This window comes from Glycomyces sp. NPDC046736, from assembly GCF_040645615.1.
Classification (GTDB): domain Bacteria; phylum Actinomycetota; class Actinomycetes; order Mycobacteriales; family Micromonosporaceae; genus Glycomyces.
The window spans coordinates 19,192-34,621 of record NZ_JBEYYO010000014.1 but is presented as its reverse complement, the minus strand read 5'-3'; the positions used below and the strand labels follow the sequence as shown (position 1 = coordinate 34,621).

The window sequence follows — 15,430 nt, the reverse complement described above, 5'->3', positions numbered from 1 at the left end:
ATGGGCATAGCACCGAGAACCATGAGCCACGGAGGCCCACGATGACCGCCAATGAGAACCTTTCCTACAGCTTGACCGCCGAGGTCGACGTCCCGGTCGCCACCGTGTGGCGGGCCTGGACCGAGAATGACCACTACGAGAAGTGGAGCTACTCCAAACCCGGCTCGGTCTCGCTCGACGCTACTCCGGGCGGGGCCTACTCCGCCACCGTCGTCACCCCCGACGGCCAGGAGTTCCCGATCACCGGCCGATTCATCGACGTCGAGGAGCACAAGAGCCTCCTCATGGGCATGGACGTGCCCGACGGCGAAGAGGTCATGCGCCTCGACCTGGTCGAACTGGGCCCGGACCGGACGCGCCTGACGATCTCGCAGACGTGCGCCACCAAAGAGGAGTACGACATGGCCAAGGAAGGCAGCCAGATGCTCCTCGACTCCTGCGCCGCCTACGTCCTCAAGATCTGATCCCCGCGGAGACGTCGGGGCCGGACCCCCCAGGATCCGGTCCCGATGCCCGTGCCTCACCGATCGCGCCCGCGACGTCGGGCGTTGTCGGTGGGGCCCGGTAGCCTCGGCGCATGCAGCTCACGGCTTCGCAACTCAACCGCGCGACGCTCGCGCGGCAGTCCCTGCTCGCGCGCGCCGACACCGACGCCGCGTCGGCGATCGGGGCGGCCGTCGCCGTGCAGTCCCAGGCTCCCGCATCCGCCTACATTGGACTGTGGAACCGCGTGGCCGGATTCGACCCGGCCGACCTGGACGCCGCGTACGCCTCGGGCGCGGTCGTCCGCGGCAACCCCGTGCGCATGACCCTCCACACCGTGGCCGCGGCCGACTACCGGCCGCTGCGCGAAGCCACCGAGCCGTCGCTCTACGCCGCCAAGCTCGGCGGGCGCATCGCCGACGCGGGCCTGCCCGCCGCCGACGCGGCCGCCCTGGCCGCGGAGCTCCTCTCGTACACCGCCGAGACCCGCACCGCTCGCGAATGCGAAGCGTGGCTCGCCGAGCGACTCGGCCCCGAGACCGCGAAGGCCGCCTGGCCGGGCATCCGCCAGTACGCGCCGCTCCTGCGCGCCGTCGCCGACGCTCCCTGGGGCTTCCGCGACAAGGTCGACTACCTCGCCTCACCCGAACGCCCGACCCTCGGCGACCGCGAGGTCGCCGACGCCTCCTTGCAGCAGCTCGTGCTGCGCTACCTCGCCGGGTTCGGGCCCGCGAGCGCTGCCGACGTGGCGCAGTTCGCGATGGTCCAGCGCGGCAAGGCGAAGCAGGCCGTGCTCGCCCTCGGCGACCGCCTCGTCCAATACGAAGGCCCGGCGGGCGAAGTGCTCCACGACCTGCCCGACGCTTCGCTCCCCGACCCCGACACCCCGGCCCCACCGCGCCTGATGGCCATGTGGGACAACGTGTTCCTCGCCTACGTTGACCGCAGCCGCACCATTCCGCCGGAGCTGCGCACCACGTTCATCCGCAACAACGGCGACGTGCTCCCGATGCTCCTGGTCGACGGCCGCGCCGCCGGGCTGTGGCGCCCGGTCGAGCACGGCATCGAGGCCACCGCGTTCAGCCCCCTCCCCGACGACGTCTGGGCCGCGCTCGACCTCGAAGCCCGAGGCCTTGTGAAACTCCTTGCCGACCGCGAACCGCACGTCTACCGCCGCCACCACCACTGGTGGGACAAGCTTCCCGACGCGCAGACCGTGATCTTGGCCCAGGCCCGGTTACGATGATCGATCCGAACGGAAGGAACCCGAGGTGAGCGGTCGCGAACACCACTACGAGGTCCATGTGCGCTGGACCGGGAACCGGGGGAGCGGCACGGCCCGCTACCTCGACTACGGCCGCGACCACGACGTGACCGCCCCCGGCAGGCCGCTCCTCCTCGGCTCGGCCGACCCCGCGTTCCGCGGCCAGGCGGAGCGCTGGAACCCCGAGGACCTGCTGCTCGCCTCGCTCTCCGAATGCCACATGCTCACCTACCTGGCGCTGTGCGCCCGCGAACGCATCGTGGTCACCGCCTACGAGGACCGCGCGAGCGGCACCATGACCGAAACGGGCGCCTACAGCGGCCGCTTCACCGAAGTCGTGCTCGCCCCCAGCGTCCACATCGCCGACCCCGAGCACCGCGAACGCGCCGCCGAGCTCCACCACGACGCGAACCAGGGCTGCTTCATCGCGAACTCGGTGAACTTCCCGGTCCGCCACGAACCCGAGATCCACATCGGCTGAACCTCACTCCGCCGAGCAGGGCACCGTCGCCGGGAGACTCAGCTCGCCTTCGAGATCGGCGAAGAACGTCGGCTCGACGCTCTCGCCCGGCGCTACCGCGGCGTTGAAGAAGATGTCGCCGTAGCGGTCGCCTTCGATGTGCGCGAGGCCCCACGTGGAGGTCACGTCGAGACCCGGCACGTCGATCACGACTTCCCAGCCGCTCAGCGTCTCGGTGCCGGAGTTGGCGATCGCCACCCGCACCACCACCGTGCTGCCCCATTGGTCGCTGAGCGAGAGCGCCGCGGTGCACTGGAGCGGGTCCGGCGCGGCCTCGGTGACCGGTGCGGCGCTCGACTCGGCGGAGTTCGGGGCCTCCGGCGTCGAAGCCGCGGTGGAGGCGGCGTCCGAGGTGGTGGCCTCGGCCGTCGGCGACGGGGTCGGCGACGTACTCACCGAAGGGCTGTCGGCCTCCGAGCTCGCTTCGCTCGCCTCCGGCGCGGCACTCGCCCGTTCGCTCTGACCGAGGTCGGCGAGCACCGGCGGCGCGTCCTCGCGCAGCAGCGTGAACTGGAGGACGGCCGCCATCGAGACGAGCGCGGCGACCACGAGGAGCACTTTGAGCAGACGGCCGTGGAGGCGTCCTTGCAGCATGGTGCGATTCCTCCAAGGGCGCATGGGAACTCTCCTCCGAGGCAGGGGGCGGACGCGGCCGGGCGACCTCAGCGGCGCTGCTCACCCGCTCGGCGGGGCGAAGTCGGACCCGACCGGGCCACCTGGGCGCCCTCGAAAGACGAGGGGCCGTCGTGTCCACGGTGTAGCGTACAAGCCCTCCAGGCGCAGGTGCAGCGCCCTCGCGGCCGTGCCGCAGCGTCGAACGAGCCGACACGGATCGCTCACCGAACCGGGAATCCCGCGTCCGTTTCGCGCGTTGCGGGCCGCTTTCCCCGCCCACGCCGTCGCCCTCCGCGAACGTCTCGCTCCGCCCCGAGATCCGCTGAACCGGCGCTCGGATCGGTGTAGATTCGGGCGCGGGCGCTCGATTCGCCGCGGCACGAAAGGGGACGCCATGACCGACCAGGTTCACCAAGACGCGTCCCGGCCGTTCCGATCCACCGCCCGTGTCGCCACGAACCGCCCCGCCCTCTACGCGAAGCGGCTCGCCTCCCACCTCGGCCGCCGCACCCCAGCCGACGAGATCCCCGGCGGCTACCGCCTGCACCTCCCGCTCGGCTTCGCCTACCTCTCCAATGAGGACAATGCGCTGGTGCTGCGCGCCGAGGCCGCCGACGAGGACGCGCTCGCACGGGTCGAGGACGTCGTGGGCCAGAACCTCCTGCGCTTCGCCGATGACGACGACCTGGTCGTCGACTGGCGGCGCGACCATCTCTGAAGGGACCGCCATGCGCGCCGTCGTCGCCACCGATTTCGACACCGAACCCGAGCTCGTGGACCTCCCGATCCCCGAGCCCGGCCCGGGGGAGGTGCTGGTGCGCATCGCCGCCGCCGGCGTGAACCCCTTCGACTGGAAGGTGATCGAGGGCGCGATGCGCGGCGTGGTCCCGCACGAGTTCCCGATGGTGCTCGGCTCGGACGGCTCGGGCATCGTGGAGCAGACCGGCGAGGGCGTCGAGGGCTTCGAGCCCGGCGACCGCGTCTTCGGCCAGTTCATGGACCTCCAGCTCGGGCGCGGCTCGTACGCGGAGTACGCGATCACCAAGGCCGCCAAGCTCGCCCGCCTGCCCGAGGGCATCGACTTCGAGACCGGAGCGGCCCTGCCGACCGCGTGCGCGGCCGCGCACGACTTCGTCGAGGGCACCGGGACCGGCCCGGGGCAGTCGCTGCTGGTCAACGGCGCCTCCGGCGGCGTGGGCCAGGCCGCGATCCAGCTCGCGGTGGCCCAAGGGGTGCTCGTCATCGCCACCACCGACCCCGATTCGGCCGAGTACCTGCGCGAACTCGGCGCGGCCGAGACGATCGACTTCACCCGCGGCCCCACCCCCGACCAGGTGCGCGTCGCCCACCCTGGCGGCATCGACGCGGTCGTCGACCTCATCTCGGGGCCCGAAGAGCTCGGCGCGTTCGCCGAACTGCTCAAACCGAACGGCGTGATCGTCTCCTCCAACGGCGCGGTCGACCCCGAGGACCTGGCCGCGCGCGGCCTGCGCGGCGCGAACCTCTACGCCAACGCGAATCCGGCCACGCTCGCGTCCCTGGCCGAGGCGGTCATCCTCGGCAGCCTGCGGATCAGGATCGACTACGAAGTCCCGCTCGAAGACGCCGCGCTCGCCCTGTCCCGCTCGAAGGAGGGCAGGGCCCGCGGCAAGACCGTCCTCAACGTCGCCAAGTAGCTCCATCGAGGACCGCTGTCCCGCCAGGCTGCGGCCGCAGCGGGCATCCGGTGCCCGACCGCTCCTCCAGCTCCGAACGCAACCGCGCCAGCTCGGCCATCCGCTCGTCCACGACCGCGATCTTCTCGGCGAACAGCGCCGTGAGCGCCGCGGCCGAATCGGGCGCGTCCTTCAGCGCCGCACCGTGTTCGGTGATCTCGGCCAGCGAGAACCCCAACCGCCGCGCGGTGCGCACGTAGTCGAGCCACGGCACCGCCTCGGCCCCGAACTCCCGGTACCCGTTGGGCGAGCGGTGTGATTCGAGCAACCCCATCCGCTCGTAGTAACGGATCGCGTCCCTGCTCAACCCCGTGTACTCGGACAGCTCGCCGATGCGCATCGCGCCTCCCGCCCTCTCGCGACTTGACCTTGGAGCGCACTCCACTGTTTACGGTAGCCGCTCCCGAACGAACGGAGCACCGACATGAACCCCAGCCGCTACCTCGGCCTCGTCCGCGCCAGCGCCGCATACGATCTCGTCGTCACCGCCGCCTTCGCCACGCCGTGGACGTTCGCGCTGGTCCACGCCGGGCTCAACGCCCTCAGCGGCTCGCTCGGGCTGAACCCGTTCCCCGAGGCCGACCTGATGCAGGTCTTCTTCGCGAACCTGATGGGCTCGGTGGTCGTGGTGTGGTCGCTGCTGCGCCTGCGCGGTCCCGAAGTGCGGCACGGCCTGTACGACGGGTTCGCACGCGTCCTGTTCTCGGCCTGGATGGCGTACGCGCTCGCACAGGGCGGCCCGGAACTGTTGTGGCCCTTCCTCGTCGTGGAGCTCACCTGGGGTACGGTGCAGCTCGTACCGTGGATTCGGGCCCGGTTCAGGCCGGTCTCGTAGGGCCGCCCGAGTTCTCCCGTTCCGCGTTGTCGGTGGCGTCGTCTACCGTGTGTCCTATTGGCGCTATCGAAAGCGAGGACGCGATGCCGGACAACACTGACGAACGCATGAACGCGGCCGAGATCAGGGCACTGGCCCAGCTGATCGACGGCATCGACCCCGGTTACGACCGCAGCGAGGCGGGCCTGCGGGAACTGGCCGCCGACCTGCGCCTGGGCGTGCCCGACCAGTTCGACGGCCCGAGGGATTCGAGCGGGCGCCCCAGCGGGATCGTGTGCACCGCGCCGGTCGACGGCGCGCAGCGGCCGTGGACGGTCCGCTTCGACCTGGGCGGCGTCTCGATCCCCCTGTCGCGCATCGAAGGCGACGCGGGCGTGCAGGCCGCCGAGTTCGCCCGCGCGGCCAAGTCGGTCGAGGCCGCGCTGCGGACTCCGGACTACTTCGGGGCCTACCGCGGGACCTTCCTCGGCGGGGACCGCTGGGGCGCGCCGTATATGCGCTGGCGCGGGAAGTACACCACCACCGAGCTCGCGGCGAGCCCCACCGGGCCGGTCCTCTCCATCGACTACACCGAGATGTGGGAGGAGGACTACCGGGACGCGATGTCGCGCAGGCCTTCGGGGTTCATCGGTTCGAGGAGCTGGGACGACCTGCTGTACGCGCCGAGCGCCACGGCCGGGGACTGGGTCGAGTTCACCGAGGCGCTCGCGGCGCTGCTGTCGCACCTGCCCGCCGAGACCTCGGCGCTCGGCGTCGCGTTCACGCTGTGCCTGTACGGCAGGCTCACCTTCGCGGACGGGACCAAGGACGCGCCGATCATGTTCGACATCCGCTGCGGCGAGCGCCTCCACCTGGGCTACTACGCGCATCCGCGGGCCGACCCGGCCGGAAGCGCCAAGGCTGCCCCGGGCCTCGGCTGGAGCCCCACGCCCGCCGACCTGGAGGGTTCGGCTCCCGAAGTGAAATTCTTCGACAACCCCTGGTACTTCGACGGCGGCGGACCCGCGGACACCAGGGCCCGCGAAGCCGCCGAACTCCTCGTCAGAACCGCGAAGGCGGCCGGGGTGCGACAGGTGGGCGACCTGCTCCTCGGAGAGGAGGCCCACCATCAGCAGAACGCCTACTACCGCTTCCCGGGCCTGCGCCTCGGCACCGCCTGAACGACTGCGCCGCAACGGACACGGGCGCGCCGCCCTCGGCGCGGCGAGGTCGCCGCCCGTGTTCGAACCCGACGTCGAACGGACTGGCGAACGAGTCGCCCGCGGGCGCCGCGGACATTGCCGCTTTCGCCGGTTGAGGCGTCAGCGCGGCTTCAGTGCGAGGATGCAGGCGTAGTGGAAGCCTCGTACCGGGTCCTTCCAGGGGGCTTCGATGCTGCGGGAGATCTCTTCGAGGCCGTTCTGGCGCAGTAGATCCGCTACGCGGCCCACCGACCAGCGGTAGGCCGGTGCGACCTTGTGGTCGAATGGCCAGGCGAGCTGCGACGTGTCCTCGTGCGCCTGGAAGCCCAGCAGCAGGTGCCCGCCGGGGGCGAGCACTCGCGAGAATTCGGCGAAGACTTCGCCGATGCGTTCGGGCGGCGTGTGAATGATCGAGGAGCGGGAGTACACCCCGCCCAGCCCGCCGTCTGGCAGGTCGAGCGCGGTCATGTCCCCCTGCCGGTACTCGATCTCCGGATGGGTCCGGCCCGCCAGCGCGACCATCTCGGGCGCGAGATCGATCCCGAAGGGCGCCAACCCGAGTTCCCGCAGGTACGCCGTCACGTGGCCCGGTCCGCACCCGAGGTCGGCGATCTCGAGGTTCCCGCCGTCCCGCACCATCTCGGCGAACACGCCCATCACCGCCCGGTCGAGAGGGTGCTCGCGCAGCGAGTCCTTGAACAACTCGTAGTACTCCTCGGCGAAGGCGTCGTACCCTTCCCGAGTCCGCCGCGTCGTCTCGCGCTCGCTCATGCCACGAGACCCTACACCCATGCGCCTCAACCCAAAGGACGCTCGATCTCACCGCCGCTGCGCGGCGGGGGCGGTCCAGCTGGCGAGGACCCTCAGGGCCTCTTCGCTCTTCGAATCCGGTTCGACGTTGTAGACGCACAGGGTCTGCTCGGGGTCGCCGGGCAGTTCGAGCGATTCGTACGCGAACTCGATCTCGCCGACCATCGGGTGCCGGTAGGCCTTGCGGCCGTGCGTGCGCCGCAGGACCTGGTGGTCGTTCCACCATTCGCCGAACTCGGGGCAGCCGAGCATGAGGTCCCCGACCAGGTCGGCGAGCTGGCGGTCCTCGGGGTGCCGCCCGGCGTAGAACCGCAGCACCGCGACCGAGTCGCGCGCGACGGTCGGCCAGTCCACGACGCGTTCGCGCGCCTCGGGGTCGAGCAGGTAGTACCTGGCGAGGTTCCGCCGCGCCGCGGGCAGCGCGTCGAAGTCGGTGATGACGGCACGGCCGAGCCGGTTCACCGCCAGCACGTCGAGGCGGTCGCCGATGATGAACGCGGGCACGCCTTCGAGGCTGCGCAGCGTCAGCAGCAGCCCGGGCCGGACCCGCTGCGCCGCGATCGGCCCGCGCCGTTTCGCCGAGCGGCGACCGGCCAGGTCGAGCAGGTGCGCGCGCTCGGACGCATCGAGCCGCAGCGCCTCCGCCAAAGCGTCGAGCACCTCCGGCGACGGGTTTCCAGCCCTGCCCTGTTCGAGCCGCGTGTAGTACTCGACGCTCATGTTCGCCAGCCGCGCGACCTCGTCGCGGCGCAGCCCCGGGACGCGGCGCACGCGCCCGTCGTCGGCTACGCCCGCGTCCCGCGGGCTCACCCTGGCCCGGCGGGTCCTGAGGAAGTCCGAGATCTCTGCGCGCTGGTCCATGCCCCAATTGTGCCGCCGCCGGGGCGGCCCCGGCCCGCCGAGGGTGGTCCTGGCGGTACCAGTCGCGAGAGGGGATTCCGGGCCCCGTTCTCGAGGTCGGAACGGTGGTGGACTTGTTCCCAGGACGGCCGGACCGTCCTGGGAACCAACGACTCCGAAGGAACCTCAATGTCTACTGTGAACTCTCTCGACGGTCGCGTCGCGGTCGTCACCGGCGCTTCTAGCGGCCTCGGCGAAGCCACCGCCGAACTCCTGGCCGCCCGCGGCGCGAAGGTCGCCGTCCTGGCCCGCCGCACCGACCGCCTCGACGGCCTGGTCGAACGCGTCACCGCCGCCGGCGGCACCGCGCTCGCACTCGGTGTCGACGTCACCGACGCCGACTCGGTGCACGCCGCGGCGGCCCGCGTCCAGGACGAGCTGGGCACCGCCGACCTCCTGTTCAACAACGCCGGGGTGATGCTCGCCGCCCAGATCGGCGACGTGCGCGCCGACCTGTGGCGCCGGCAGGTCGACGTCAACATATCGGGCCTGCTCAACGCCGTGGCCGCGTTCGTCCCGCAGCTTCGCGCCTCGGCCGCCGAGCGCGGGGTGGCCGACCTGGTGAACACCTCCTCGATCGCGGCGCAGAACCTGTTCCCCACGTTCGAGGTCTACTGCGGCACGAAGGCCTTCGTCACCCACTACTCGCGCAACCTCCGCGCCGAGCTGGGCGCGCAGGGCGTGCGCGTCGCGGTCATCGAGCCCGGCATCGTCCGCACCGAGCTCCAGGGGCATGTGACCGAGCCGAACGCGGTCGAGTGGCTCGACGAGACCTTCAAGACCCTGGAGGTGCTCGAAGCCGCCGACGTGGCCGAGACCGTGGCCCACCTGGCCGCGCTCCCCGCCCGCGTCAACCTGGAGCGGGTCACGATCATGCCCACTGCTCAGGCCGCCTGAGGTGCGCCCTGAATGCGAATGAACGTTCACATTCGGGCGCGGTGCTCCCGGGACGCGTGGCAGGATTGCCGACGGACACCGACTCGCGAACCGAGTCGCCGAGGCGGCCCCGTACGTCCCGGGAAGCACCGACACATGGAGGCTCACATGGCCAAGCTCGGCCGGACCGACATCGAGATCTACCCGCTCGTCCTGGGCACCAACACCTTCGGATGGAACACCGAGGAGGCCGAGGCGCACGCGGTGCTCGACGCGTTCGCCGCAGCGGGCGGCAACCTCGTGGACACCGCCGACTCCTACTCCGCCTGGGCCCCCGGCAACTCCGGCGGCGAGTCCGAGACCGTCATCGGGACCTGGCTGGCCAAGAACCGCGACAAGAACGTCCTGGTCGCCACCAAGGTCTCCCAGCACCCGCAGTACCAGGGCCTGTCCGGGCCCAACGTCAAGGCCGCCTCCGAGGCCTCCCTCAAGCGCCTCGGTGTGGACGTCATCGACCTCTACTACGCCCATTTCGACGACCACGACACCCCGCTCGAAGAGACCGTGGCCGCGTTCGACGACCTGGTCAAGGACGGCCGCGTGCGCCACGTCGGCATCTCCAACTACAGCCCCGAGCGCGTCCGCGAATGGCTCGACATCGCCGAGCGCACCGGCGCGGCCCGTCCCGTGGCGCTCCAGCCGAAGTACAGCCTCGTCAGCCGCGGCACGTTCGAGCCGGGCCTGCGCGACCTCGCCGTCGGCGAGGACCTGAGCGCCTTCCCCTACCACGCGCTCGCGAGCGGCTTCCTGACCGGCAAGTACCGCACCGAGGCCGACCTGGAGCAGAGCGTGCGCGGCGGCTCGGCCGCCAAGCAGCTCAATCCGTCAGGGCTCGCGATCATCGAGAAGCTGGAGAAGATCGCGAACGCCCGCGGCGTCGCGATCGGGACCGTGGCCCTCGCGTGGGTCCGCTCCCGGCCCGGCATCGCCGCCCCGATCGCCGGGGCTCGCACCGCCGACCAGCTCGGCCCGCTCCTGGCCTCGGTCGAACTCGACCTCTCCGCCGAGGAGGCCGACGAGCTGACCTCGCTCTCGGACGTCGTCTGCGCCTGAACCCGCTGAGGGCCCCGACACCGGGGCCCTCAGCGTTTCCTGGTTCGAAGAAAGTCTTTTCAGCCGACCGCCTTTCGGTTCACCGCGCGCAGCATGCGCCGCACCGCCACCGCGTGCGCGCGGCTGCCGATGACCAGTGCCCGGTACGCGCGACCGTGCGGCCCCGGGAAGTCCGCGAACGTCAACGCGGCCAGCACGGTCCGCTCCCCGGACCCTTCGAGCGCGAACGAGAGCCGGTACCGCGAGAACCGGTGGCGTCCGTCGAGGTTCAAGCGCTTCCCGGGCAACCGGCCCGAGATGCCGAATCCCGCGCTCGGTTCGGTCCCCAGCAGCCACGCCACGGGCATCGCGCGCTTGGCGACCAGTGAGTCGCAGTAGGCCTCCAGGGCCTCCCAGACCCGCTCGCGCGGCGCGGCGATCGCGAGGCGGTGCTCGTCGACGAAGCGCGGCGTCTCCTCCAGTCTCATGCCGGGCACCGGACCAGCGCCGGTGCGGCCGTTCGCCGCCGGAAGTAGTGCACGGTGAGCACCGCCAAGAGCGGGCCCCACAGCGCCAGCGGCCCGTACGCGATCCAGAAGACGGCCACCTGCCAGCTGTTGACCACCAGCCGCGACGGCTCGCCGTTCACACCCATGCCCAGGGCGAACATGACCAGCACGTACGGGAGCGCCATCAGGATCGTCGCGCCGATGGTCGCCGGCACTACGGCGGCCGCCACCGGCACCCGGCGGCCCCGCAGCACCGGCATCCAGCGCGGCCACACCTCGCCCCAGACCGTGACCAGCCCGATCGCGAGGAACGCGAGCGCTTCGGTGACCACGCTGAGCGGGATCACGTACCACCACGGGCCCTCCGACAGCGCGCCCGTGCCCTGCCGGATCGCGGGGTCCAGCTCCAGCAGCGGCACGCCGCCGACCATCGCGGCGATCCGCCAGATCCCCGACGGCAGCGCGGTCAGCGCCGTGACGTACGCGGCGATCACCGCCCAACGCGGCACCCCCGCCGCGGTCCGCCCGTGCAGTCGCTCCATGAATCCGACAGTGGCCATACGACGCTCCTTATCTAGGTGGAACCCCACCCGACCGAGCATCGCGCGCACCGATGCGGCACGCCTCCCCCTCGCGCCGCGAAGCCCTCCCCCGCGAGGGGGAGGGGGCAAGGATGGGCGCGAGGGATGCGAGCCGTGGTCGGTGCGGGGTGCGGGGTGCGGGGTGCGGGGTGCGGGGTGCGGGGTGCGGGGTGCGGGGTGCGGGGTGCGGGGTGCGGGGTGCGGGGTGCGGGGTGCGGTCCGAGTCGGGAGACGAGGCGGCGGTTTGCTTCGGCTTGGCGGAGTTCGCCGGTCGCGACGGGTCCGGGACGCTGCCGCGCCACGCGAGGGGCAGTGCGGGGCGGAAGGTCGAGGCAGCGGGCTGGTTCGGCATCGTGGGGTTCGCTGGTCGCGACCGGGGCGGGACGCTGTCGCGGCGTGAGCGGTGCGAACCGAGTCGGAGGGGCTTGGCGGCGGGCCGGTTCGGCGTCTCGGGGTTCGCTTCTCGCACTGGCCGCCATCGCCCCCACCTTCGGACCGCGCCGAAGCCGCGGGCCCGTTCAGCCGCTCGGCTTCTCCGTCGCCTCGGTCTCCCGTTCGGCTTCGCCCAGTCTCGTGACCGCCAGGATGCTCACGTCGTCGGGCATGCGGGTCGCGAAGCGGGTCGCGTCCTCCCATACGAACTCGACCAGCTTTCGCGGCGAAGCGGGGACCACCAGGCCGTGCAGGTGGGCGGCCAGGGGATAGAACCGGCCGTCGGCGTCGCGGGCCTCGACCAGGCCGTCCGAGAACGCGAGGAGCGTCTCCTCCGCCCCGAACGGGACCGTGGTCCCCTCGCCCGGGCGCACCGGGTCGGCCAGGCGCAGGCCCAGCACCGGGGCGGGCTTGAGGTCGACCTCCTCGACGCTCTCACCTCGCAGCAGCAGCGGTGGTGGATGGCCGCACGAGAGCAGCCGCACTTCGTCGGTGTCCTCGGCGAACTCCGCCAGCAGCACCGACGCGAACAGCTCCGGCACATACCCCTCCGCCGCGTCGCCGAGCAGCCGCCGCTCCAGCCGCCACGCGATCTCGCCCAGCTCCTCCTCGTCCAAGATCGCCTCGTGGAACACCGAGAGCAGCATCGACGCCGTGCTCACCGCGTCGAGCCCGTGCCCCTGCACGTCGCCGAGGATCAGCCTCGTCCCGTGCGGGCTCGGCCGCAGGTCGAACAGGTCGCCGCCGATCCGCGCGCCCCGTTGGGCCGAGTGGTAGACCCCAGCGCACGTCAGGTCCCCGACCCGCTCGGGCAGATCGGGCAGCACCGCCTTCTGCGCGGCCTCGGACACGCTGATCACCGTCACCAGGCTCGCCTCGAACCTCTGGCGGAACCACGAGATGCCCACGGCCGTGAGGAACACGATGGAGACCACCACGATGTCGTCGCCGTCGAAGCGGCGCGAGACCGGCAGGGGAGCGGCGACCACGAGCAGGGCCAGCGCGGCGATGATGGCGGTCCACAACGGGCCCATGACGAACGCGGCGAGCACCGGGACCACGGCCATCGCGATGCCCGCGTGGAGCGGGTCGGGGCGGAACAGTTGGAGGGCGGAGGCCCCGAACAGGGCCCCGAGCGGCAGCAGCCGGACCCACAGCGGGATAGCCGTGCCCGGCCGCAGTGCGCTCTTGCGCGGGACCTGCGCGGCCATTGCCCGATTCTAGGCGAGGAACGCTCACGACCTGCGGTTTCGGGCAGGTTCGGCGAACCTTTAGGACGAATGACGCGCGTCGTATTCGACGTGGGCGTCCAGGATCGCGGGCATGGACTCGTACAGGTCCAGCACCAGGTCGCGAAGGCGGCCCTCGATGGTGCGGCCGAGGTCGGTGAGGCGGTACTCGACGCGCGAGGGGTACCCGTCGGAGGCGAGGCGCGCGAGGATCCCGTCGCGTTCGAGCTGGCGCAGGTTCTGCGCGAGGGCCTTCTCGTTGATGCCCTCGACGGCGCGCCGGATTTCGCTGAAGCGCTTCGGGCCCTCGTGCAGGACCAGGAGAATGAGCGTGCCCCAGCGGTCGGTGACGTGGTCGAGGACGACTCGCGAGTCGCAGTCCTTGGCGGTCACCTGGAACTCGGTGGGGCTGGTGCTCATGGCGCGATGGTACCTCCGGGCCTCCTCCGGGGAGGAGATTGTGCTTTCAAAACGATGGTACTTTCATTCAGAATGTGCTTTCATTTTGAAAGTATGATTGTCGAGCCTGAAGGAGCCAGCACATGATCGTCGTCACCGGAGCCACCGGCCACCTCGGCACGCTCGTGGTCGAAGGTCTGATCAACCAGGTCCCCGTCGAACAGATCGCCGTAGTCGTGCGCGACGCGGCGAAGGCCGCCCGCTTCGGCGAGCTGGGCGTCGAGGTCCGCGTGGCCGACTACGACGACCCGGACTCGCTCACCGACGCGTTCCGCCCCGGCGAGAAGGTCCTCCTCGTCTCCGGCAGCGAGGTCGGGAAGCGGGTGCCGCAGCACCGCGCCGTGATCGACGCGGCCAAGGCCGCCGACGTGGCGCTGCTGGCGTACACCAGCATCCTCGGCGGCCCGGCCGCGGACTTCGAGCTCGCCCGCGAGCACCAGATCACCGAGCGGTACCTCCTGGACTCGGGGCTGCCGTACGTGCTGCTGCGCAACGGCTGGTACCACGAGAACTACACCAGCGACCTGGCCGCGGCCCTGGACTCCGGAGCGTTCACCACCAGCGCCGCGCCCGGTTCGCGCGTCGCGAGCGCCTCGCGCGCCGACTTCGCCTCGGCCGCCGTGGCGGTCCTGACCTCCGAGGGCCACGAGAACCGCGAGTACGAGCTCAGCGGCGACGAGGCCTGGTCCTTCGAGGAGTTCAGCGCGGAGGTCGAACGCCAGACCGGCGCCGACTTCCCGGTGAACCGCATCCCCGGCGAGGAGCTGCGGGGCATCATGGTCGGCCAAGGCCTGCCCGACCCGCTCGCGGTGATCCTGGTCGGGGTCGACGACGCGATCTCCCGAGGCCTCCTCGCGGGCCGCTCGGGTGACCTCGCCAAGCTCATCGGCCGCCCGACCACGCCGCTGTCGGAGGCGGTCAAGCAGGGCCTGAACGCGTCCTGATGCAGGCGGCGCGGCCCGCAGCGCACTGCGGGCCGCGCCCGGTTTCCTGTTGGCTACTTGAACACCGCCGTGTTCTCTTCGGCCCACTGTGCGAAGGTCCGCGCCGGACGCCCGGTCACCTGTTCCACCAGGTCGGACGGCTCAAGCGTCCACTTGGGAGGATCGGCGCGCCATCCTATGACGTAGTCGATCGCCTCGTCCTCCATGCCGATGTCGCGCATGCGCTGCTTGCCCTGCTCCTCGGTGAGCGCCTCGAACCGCAGTTCGCGTCCGATCGCCGCGCCGATTGCCTCGACCTGCGCGGGCACCGGCAGCGCTTCGGGCCCGGTCAGCCGATACTCCTGCCCGGCGTGCTCCCCTGTGGTCAGTGCGGTGGCGGCCACGGCCGCGATGTCGGCCGGGTGCGCAGGAGCGTGTGCGATGTGCCCGAAGGCCTCCCGCACCACGCCTTCGGCTTTGATCTCCTCGGCCCAGACCGCCGCGTTCGACATGAATTCGCCCGGTTGCACGTGCGTCCACTCCAGACCGCTGGCCTCGACGGCCTCCTCGACCGGTCCTTTGTACCCGTTCCACAACGTCGTGACCCGGCGTACCCCGGCCCCCGCCGCCGCTTCGAGCAGCGCGACGCTGTCCGGGATGGTCTGGTTGGTCGATCCGAGGGCGGTGAGCAGGTGCAGACCGGTCGCACCCGCAAGCGCCCGTTCGACACTCGCGAGGTCCGTCAGGTCGACTGCGACGGTCTCCACGCCCGCGGGGAACCGCACCGCATCCGGATTCCGGGCCAAGGCCCGCACCGAATGCCCTTCGGCGGCAAGCTGTTCCACCAGGTGCCTGCCCACGTTGCCCGTCGCTCCGGTCACCAGAATCGTCATCTCGTCCTCCTCGCGTGCGGAGAACCGCTGCTCGATCCCCCGTGCCCCAAACCTAAGAGCCCCTCTGGGGCCTGCCATCGGACCAACGCCGCAGCCGCACCTACGCCGCAGGT

19 protein-coding genes are annotated in these 15,430 nt (G+C 71.4%); 10 read left to right on the top strand and 9 right to left on the bottom strand.

Features of this window, described 5'->3' with window-relative positions; all coding sequences use genetic code 11:
• Nucleotides 1-41 precede the first annotated feature (41 nt).
• From AB0B28_RS14895 to AB0B28_RS14885, 3 genes are all read left to right on the top strand, one after another.
• Nucleotides 42-464 carry an SRPBCC domain-containing protein gene (locus AB0B28_RS14895; protein WP_360121030.1) on the top strand — a complete coding sequence of 141 codons (423 nt, stop codon included), beginning with the start codon at nt 42-44 and terminating at the stop codon, nt 462-464.
• Nucleotides 465-577: 113 nt separating this feature from the next.
• A complete protein-coding gene (locus tag AB0B28_RS14890) occupies nt 578-1,729 on the top strand; it encodes a winged helix DNA-binding domain-containing protein (protein WP_360121028.1) in 1,152 nt (383 codons plus the stop codon).
• A 25-nt stretch (nt 1,730-1,754) separates the two neighbouring features.
• Complete coding sequence (locus AB0B28_RS14885) at nt 1,755-2,228, top strand: OsmC family protein (RefSeq protein ID WP_360121026.1); 474 nt, start codon at nt 1,755-1,757, stop codon at nt 2,226-2,228.
• Between the two features lie 3 nt (nt 2,229-2,231).
• Here AB0B28_RS14885 and AB0B28_RS14880 read toward each other — a convergent pair whose 3' ends face one another.
• Nucleotides 2,232-2,861: a cellulose binding domain-containing protein gene (locus AB0B28_RS14880; protein ID WP_360121024.1), complete on the bottom strand. Its 630-nt coding sequence runs from the start codon at nt 2,859-2,861 to the stop codon at nt 2,232-2,234.
• A gap of 415 nt (nt 2,862-3,276) precedes the next feature.
• Between AB0B28_RS14880 and AB0B28_RS14875 the strand changes: the two genes are divergently transcribed.
• Both AB0B28_RS14875 and AB0B28_RS14870 read left to right on the top strand, forming a co-directional pair.
• Nucleotides 3,277-3,600 carry a DUF2218 domain-containing protein gene (locus AB0B28_RS14875; protein ID WP_360121022.1) on the top strand — a complete coding sequence of 108 codons (324 nt, stop codon included), beginning with the start codon at nt 3,277-3,279 and terminating at the stop codon, nt 3,598-3,600.
• 10 nt (nt 3,601-3,610) lie between these two features.
• The gene (locus AB0B28_RS14870) at nt 3,611-4,558 is read left to right on the top strand and encodes an NADP-dependent oxidoreductase (protein WP_360121020.1); all 948 of its coding nucleotides are present in this window, start codon (nt 3,611-3,613) and stop codon (nt 4,556-4,558) included.
• Here the strand turns inward: AB0B28_RS14870 and AB0B28_RS14865 are convergent.
• Nucleotides 4,542-4,937, bottom strand: coding sequence for a MerR family transcriptional regulator (locus tag AB0B28_RS14865; protein WP_360121018.1), 396 nt, complete (start codon nt 4,935-4,937; stop codon nt 4,542-4,544). The genes AB0B28_RS14870 and AB0B28_RS14865 overlap by 17 nt on opposite strands.
• 84 nt (nt 4,938-5,021) lie before the next feature.
• Between AB0B28_RS14865 and AB0B28_RS14860 the strand changes: the two genes are divergently transcribed.
• Nucleotides 5,022-5,432: a hypothetical protein gene (locus tag AB0B28_RS14860; RefSeq protein ID WP_360121016.1), complete on the top strand. Its 411-nt coding sequence runs from the start codon at nt 5,022-5,024 to the stop codon at nt 5,430-5,432.
• Between the two features lie 83 nt (nt 5,433-5,515).
• Nucleotides 5,516-6,592 carry a hypothetical protein gene (locus tag AB0B28_RS14855; RefSeq protein WP_360121014.1) on the top strand — a complete coding sequence of 359 codons (1,077 nt, stop codon included), beginning with the start codon at nt 5,516-5,518 and terminating at the stop codon, nt 6,590-6,592.
• 141 nt (nt 6,593-6,733) lie between these two features.
• Here AB0B28_RS14855 and AB0B28_RS14850 read toward each other — a convergent pair whose 3' ends face one another.
• Both AB0B28_RS14850 and AB0B28_RS14845 read right to left on the bottom strand, forming a co-directional pair.
• A complete protein-coding gene (locus tag AB0B28_RS14850) occupies nt 6,734-7,384 on the bottom strand; it encodes a class I SAM-dependent methyltransferase (RefSeq protein ID WP_360121012.1) in 651 nt (216 codons plus the stop codon).
• Between the two features lie 48 nt (nt 7,385-7,432).
• On the bottom strand, nt 7,433-8,284 hold the full coding sequence (locus AB0B28_RS14845; RefSeq protein WP_360121010.1) for a helix-turn-helix transcriptional regulator: 852 nt from the start codon (nt 8,282-8,284) through the stop codon (nt 7,433-7,435).
• A 168-nt stretch (nt 8,285-8,452) separates the two neighbouring features.
• Here AB0B28_RS14845 and AB0B28_RS14840 point away from each other — a divergent pair, with 168 nt between their 5' ends.
• Nucleotides 8,453-9,220, top strand: a complete 768-nt coding sequence (locus tag AB0B28_RS14840) for an SDR family oxidoreductase (RefSeq protein WP_360121008.1) — start codon at nt 8,453-8,455, stop codon at nt 9,218-9,220.
• Nucleotides 9,221-9,367: 147 nt separating this feature from the next.
• Nucleotides 9,368-10,312 (top strand): aldo/keto reductase, encoded by a 945-nt coding sequence (locus AB0B28_RS14835; RefSeq protein WP_360121006.1) that lies wholly within the window; start codon nt 9,368-9,370, stop codon nt 10,310-10,312.
• A 59-nt stretch (nt 10,313-10,371) separates the two neighbouring features.
• Here AB0B28_RS14835 and AB0B28_RS14830 read toward each other — a convergent pair whose 3' ends face one another.
• From AB0B28_RS14830 to AB0B28_RS14815, 4 genes are all read right to left on the bottom strand, one after another.
• Nucleotides 10,372-10,779, bottom strand: a complete 408-nt coding sequence (locus AB0B28_RS14830; protein WP_360121004.1) for a hypothetical protein — start codon at nt 10,777-10,779, stop codon at nt 10,372-10,374.
• Complete coding sequence (locus AB0B28_RS14825) at nt 10,776-11,360, bottom strand: hypothetical protein (RefSeq protein WP_360121002.1); 585 nt, start codon at nt 11,358-11,360, stop codon at nt 10,776-10,778. Before AB0B28_RS14825 ends, AB0B28_RS14830 begins: the two co-directional genes overlap by 4 nt.
• Before the next feature lie 539 nt (nt 11,361-11,899).
• Nucleotides 11,900-13,024: a PP2C family protein-serine/threonine phosphatase gene (locus AB0B28_RS14820; protein ID WP_360121000.1), complete on the bottom strand. Its 1,125-nt coding sequence runs from the start codon at nt 13,022-13,024 to the stop codon at nt 11,900-11,902.
• Between the two features lie 60 nt (nt 13,025-13,084).
• The gene (locus tag AB0B28_RS14815) at nt 13,085-13,462 is read right to left on the bottom strand and encodes a helix-turn-helix domain-containing protein (RefSeq protein WP_360120998.1); all 378 of its coding nucleotides are present in this window, start codon (nt 13,460-13,462) and stop codon (nt 13,085-13,087) included.
• Nucleotides 13,463-13,584: 122 nt separating this feature from the next.
• Here AB0B28_RS14815 and AB0B28_RS14810 point away from each other — a divergent pair, with 122 nt between their 5' ends.
• Nucleotides 13,585-14,445, top strand: coding sequence for an SDR family oxidoreductase (locus AB0B28_RS14810; protein WP_360120997.1), 861 nt, complete (start codon nt 13,585-13,587; stop codon nt 14,443-14,445).
• A 53-nt stretch (nt 14,446-14,498) separates the two neighbouring features.
• Here the strand turns inward: AB0B28_RS14810 and AB0B28_RS14805 are convergent, their stop codons facing one another.
• Nucleotides 14,499-15,317 (bottom strand): NAD(P)H-binding protein, encoded by an 819-nt coding sequence (locus tag AB0B28_RS14805; protein ID WP_360120995.1) that lies wholly within the window; start codon nt 15,315-15,317, stop codon nt 14,499-14,501.
• Nucleotides 15,318-15,430 lie beyond the last annotated feature (113 nt).

Bases quoted from the DNA above. Each gene is read 5' to 3' on its own strand.
- AB0B28_RS14895 (WP_360121030.1), top strand. From the start codon at position 42: ATGACCGCCAATGAGAACCTTTCCTACAGCTTGACCGCCGAGGTCGAC.
- AB0B28_RS14890 (WP_360121028.1), top strand. From the start codon at position 578: ATGCAGCTCACGGCTTCGCAACTCAACCGCGCGACGCTCGCGCGGCAG.
- AB0B28_RS14880 (WP_360121024.1), bottom strand. From the start codon at position 2,861: ATGCTGCAAGGACGCCTCCACGGCCGTCTGCTCAAAGTGCTCCTCGTG.
- AB0B28_RS14875 (WP_360121022.1), top strand. From the start codon at position 3,277: ATGACCGACCAGGTTCACCAAGACGCGTCCCGGCCGTTCCGATCCACC.
- AB0B28_RS14870 (WP_360121020.1), top strand. From the start codon at position 3,611: ATGCGCGCCGTCGTCGCCACCGATTTCGACACCGAACCCGAGCTCGTG.
- AB0B28_RS14865 (WP_360121018.1), bottom strand. From the start codon at position 4,937: ATGCGCATCGGCGAGCTGTCCGAGTACACGGGGTTGAGCAGGGACGCG.
- AB0B28_RS14860 (WP_360121016.1), top strand. From the start codon at position 5,022: ATGAACCCCAGCCGCTACCTCGGCCTCGTCCGCGCCAGCGCCGCATAC.
- AB0B28_RS14855 (WP_360121014.1), top strand. From the start codon at position 5,516: ATGCCGGACAACACTGACGAACGCATGAACGCGGCCGAGATCAGGGCA.
- AB0B28_RS14850 (WP_360121012.1), bottom strand. From the start codon at position 7,384: ATGAGCGAGCGCGAGACGACGCGGCGGACTCGGGAAGGGTACGACGCC.
- AB0B28_RS14845 (WP_360121010.1), bottom strand. From the start codon at position 8,284: ATGGACCAGCGCGCAGAGATCTCGGACTTCCTCAGGACCCGCCGGGCC.
- AB0B28_RS14840 (WP_360121008.1), top strand. From the start codon at position 8,453: ATGTCTACTGTGAACTCTCTCGACGGTCGCGTCGCGGTCGTCACCGGC.
- AB0B28_RS14835 (WP_360121006.1), top strand. From the start codon at position 9,368: ATGGCCAAGCTCGGCCGGACCGACATCGAGATCTACCCGCTCGTCCTG.
- AB0B28_RS14830 (WP_360121004.1), bottom strand. From the start codon at position 10,779: ATGAGACTGGAGGAGACGCCGCGCTTCGTCGACGAGCACCGCCTCGCG.
- AB0B28_RS14825 (WP_360121002.1), bottom strand. From the start codon at position 11,360: ATGGCCACTGTCGGATTCATGGAGCGACTGCACGGGCGGACCGCGGCG.
- AB0B28_RS14820 (WP_360121000.1), bottom strand. From the start codon at position 13,024: ATGGCCGCGCAGGTCCCGCGCAAGAGCGCACTGCGGCCGGGCACGGCT.
- AB0B28_RS14815 (WP_360120998.1), bottom strand. From the start codon at position 13,462: ATGAGCACCAGCCCCACCGAGTTCCAGGTGACCGCCAAGGACTGCGAC.
- AB0B28_RS14810 (WP_360120997.1), top strand. From the start codon at position 13,585: ATGATCGTCGTCACCGGAGCCACCGGCCACCTCGGCACGCTCGTGGTC.
- AB0B28_RS14805 (WP_360120995.1), bottom strand. From the start codon at position 15,317: ATGACGATTCTGGTGACCGGAGCGACGGGCAACGTGGGCAGGCACCTG.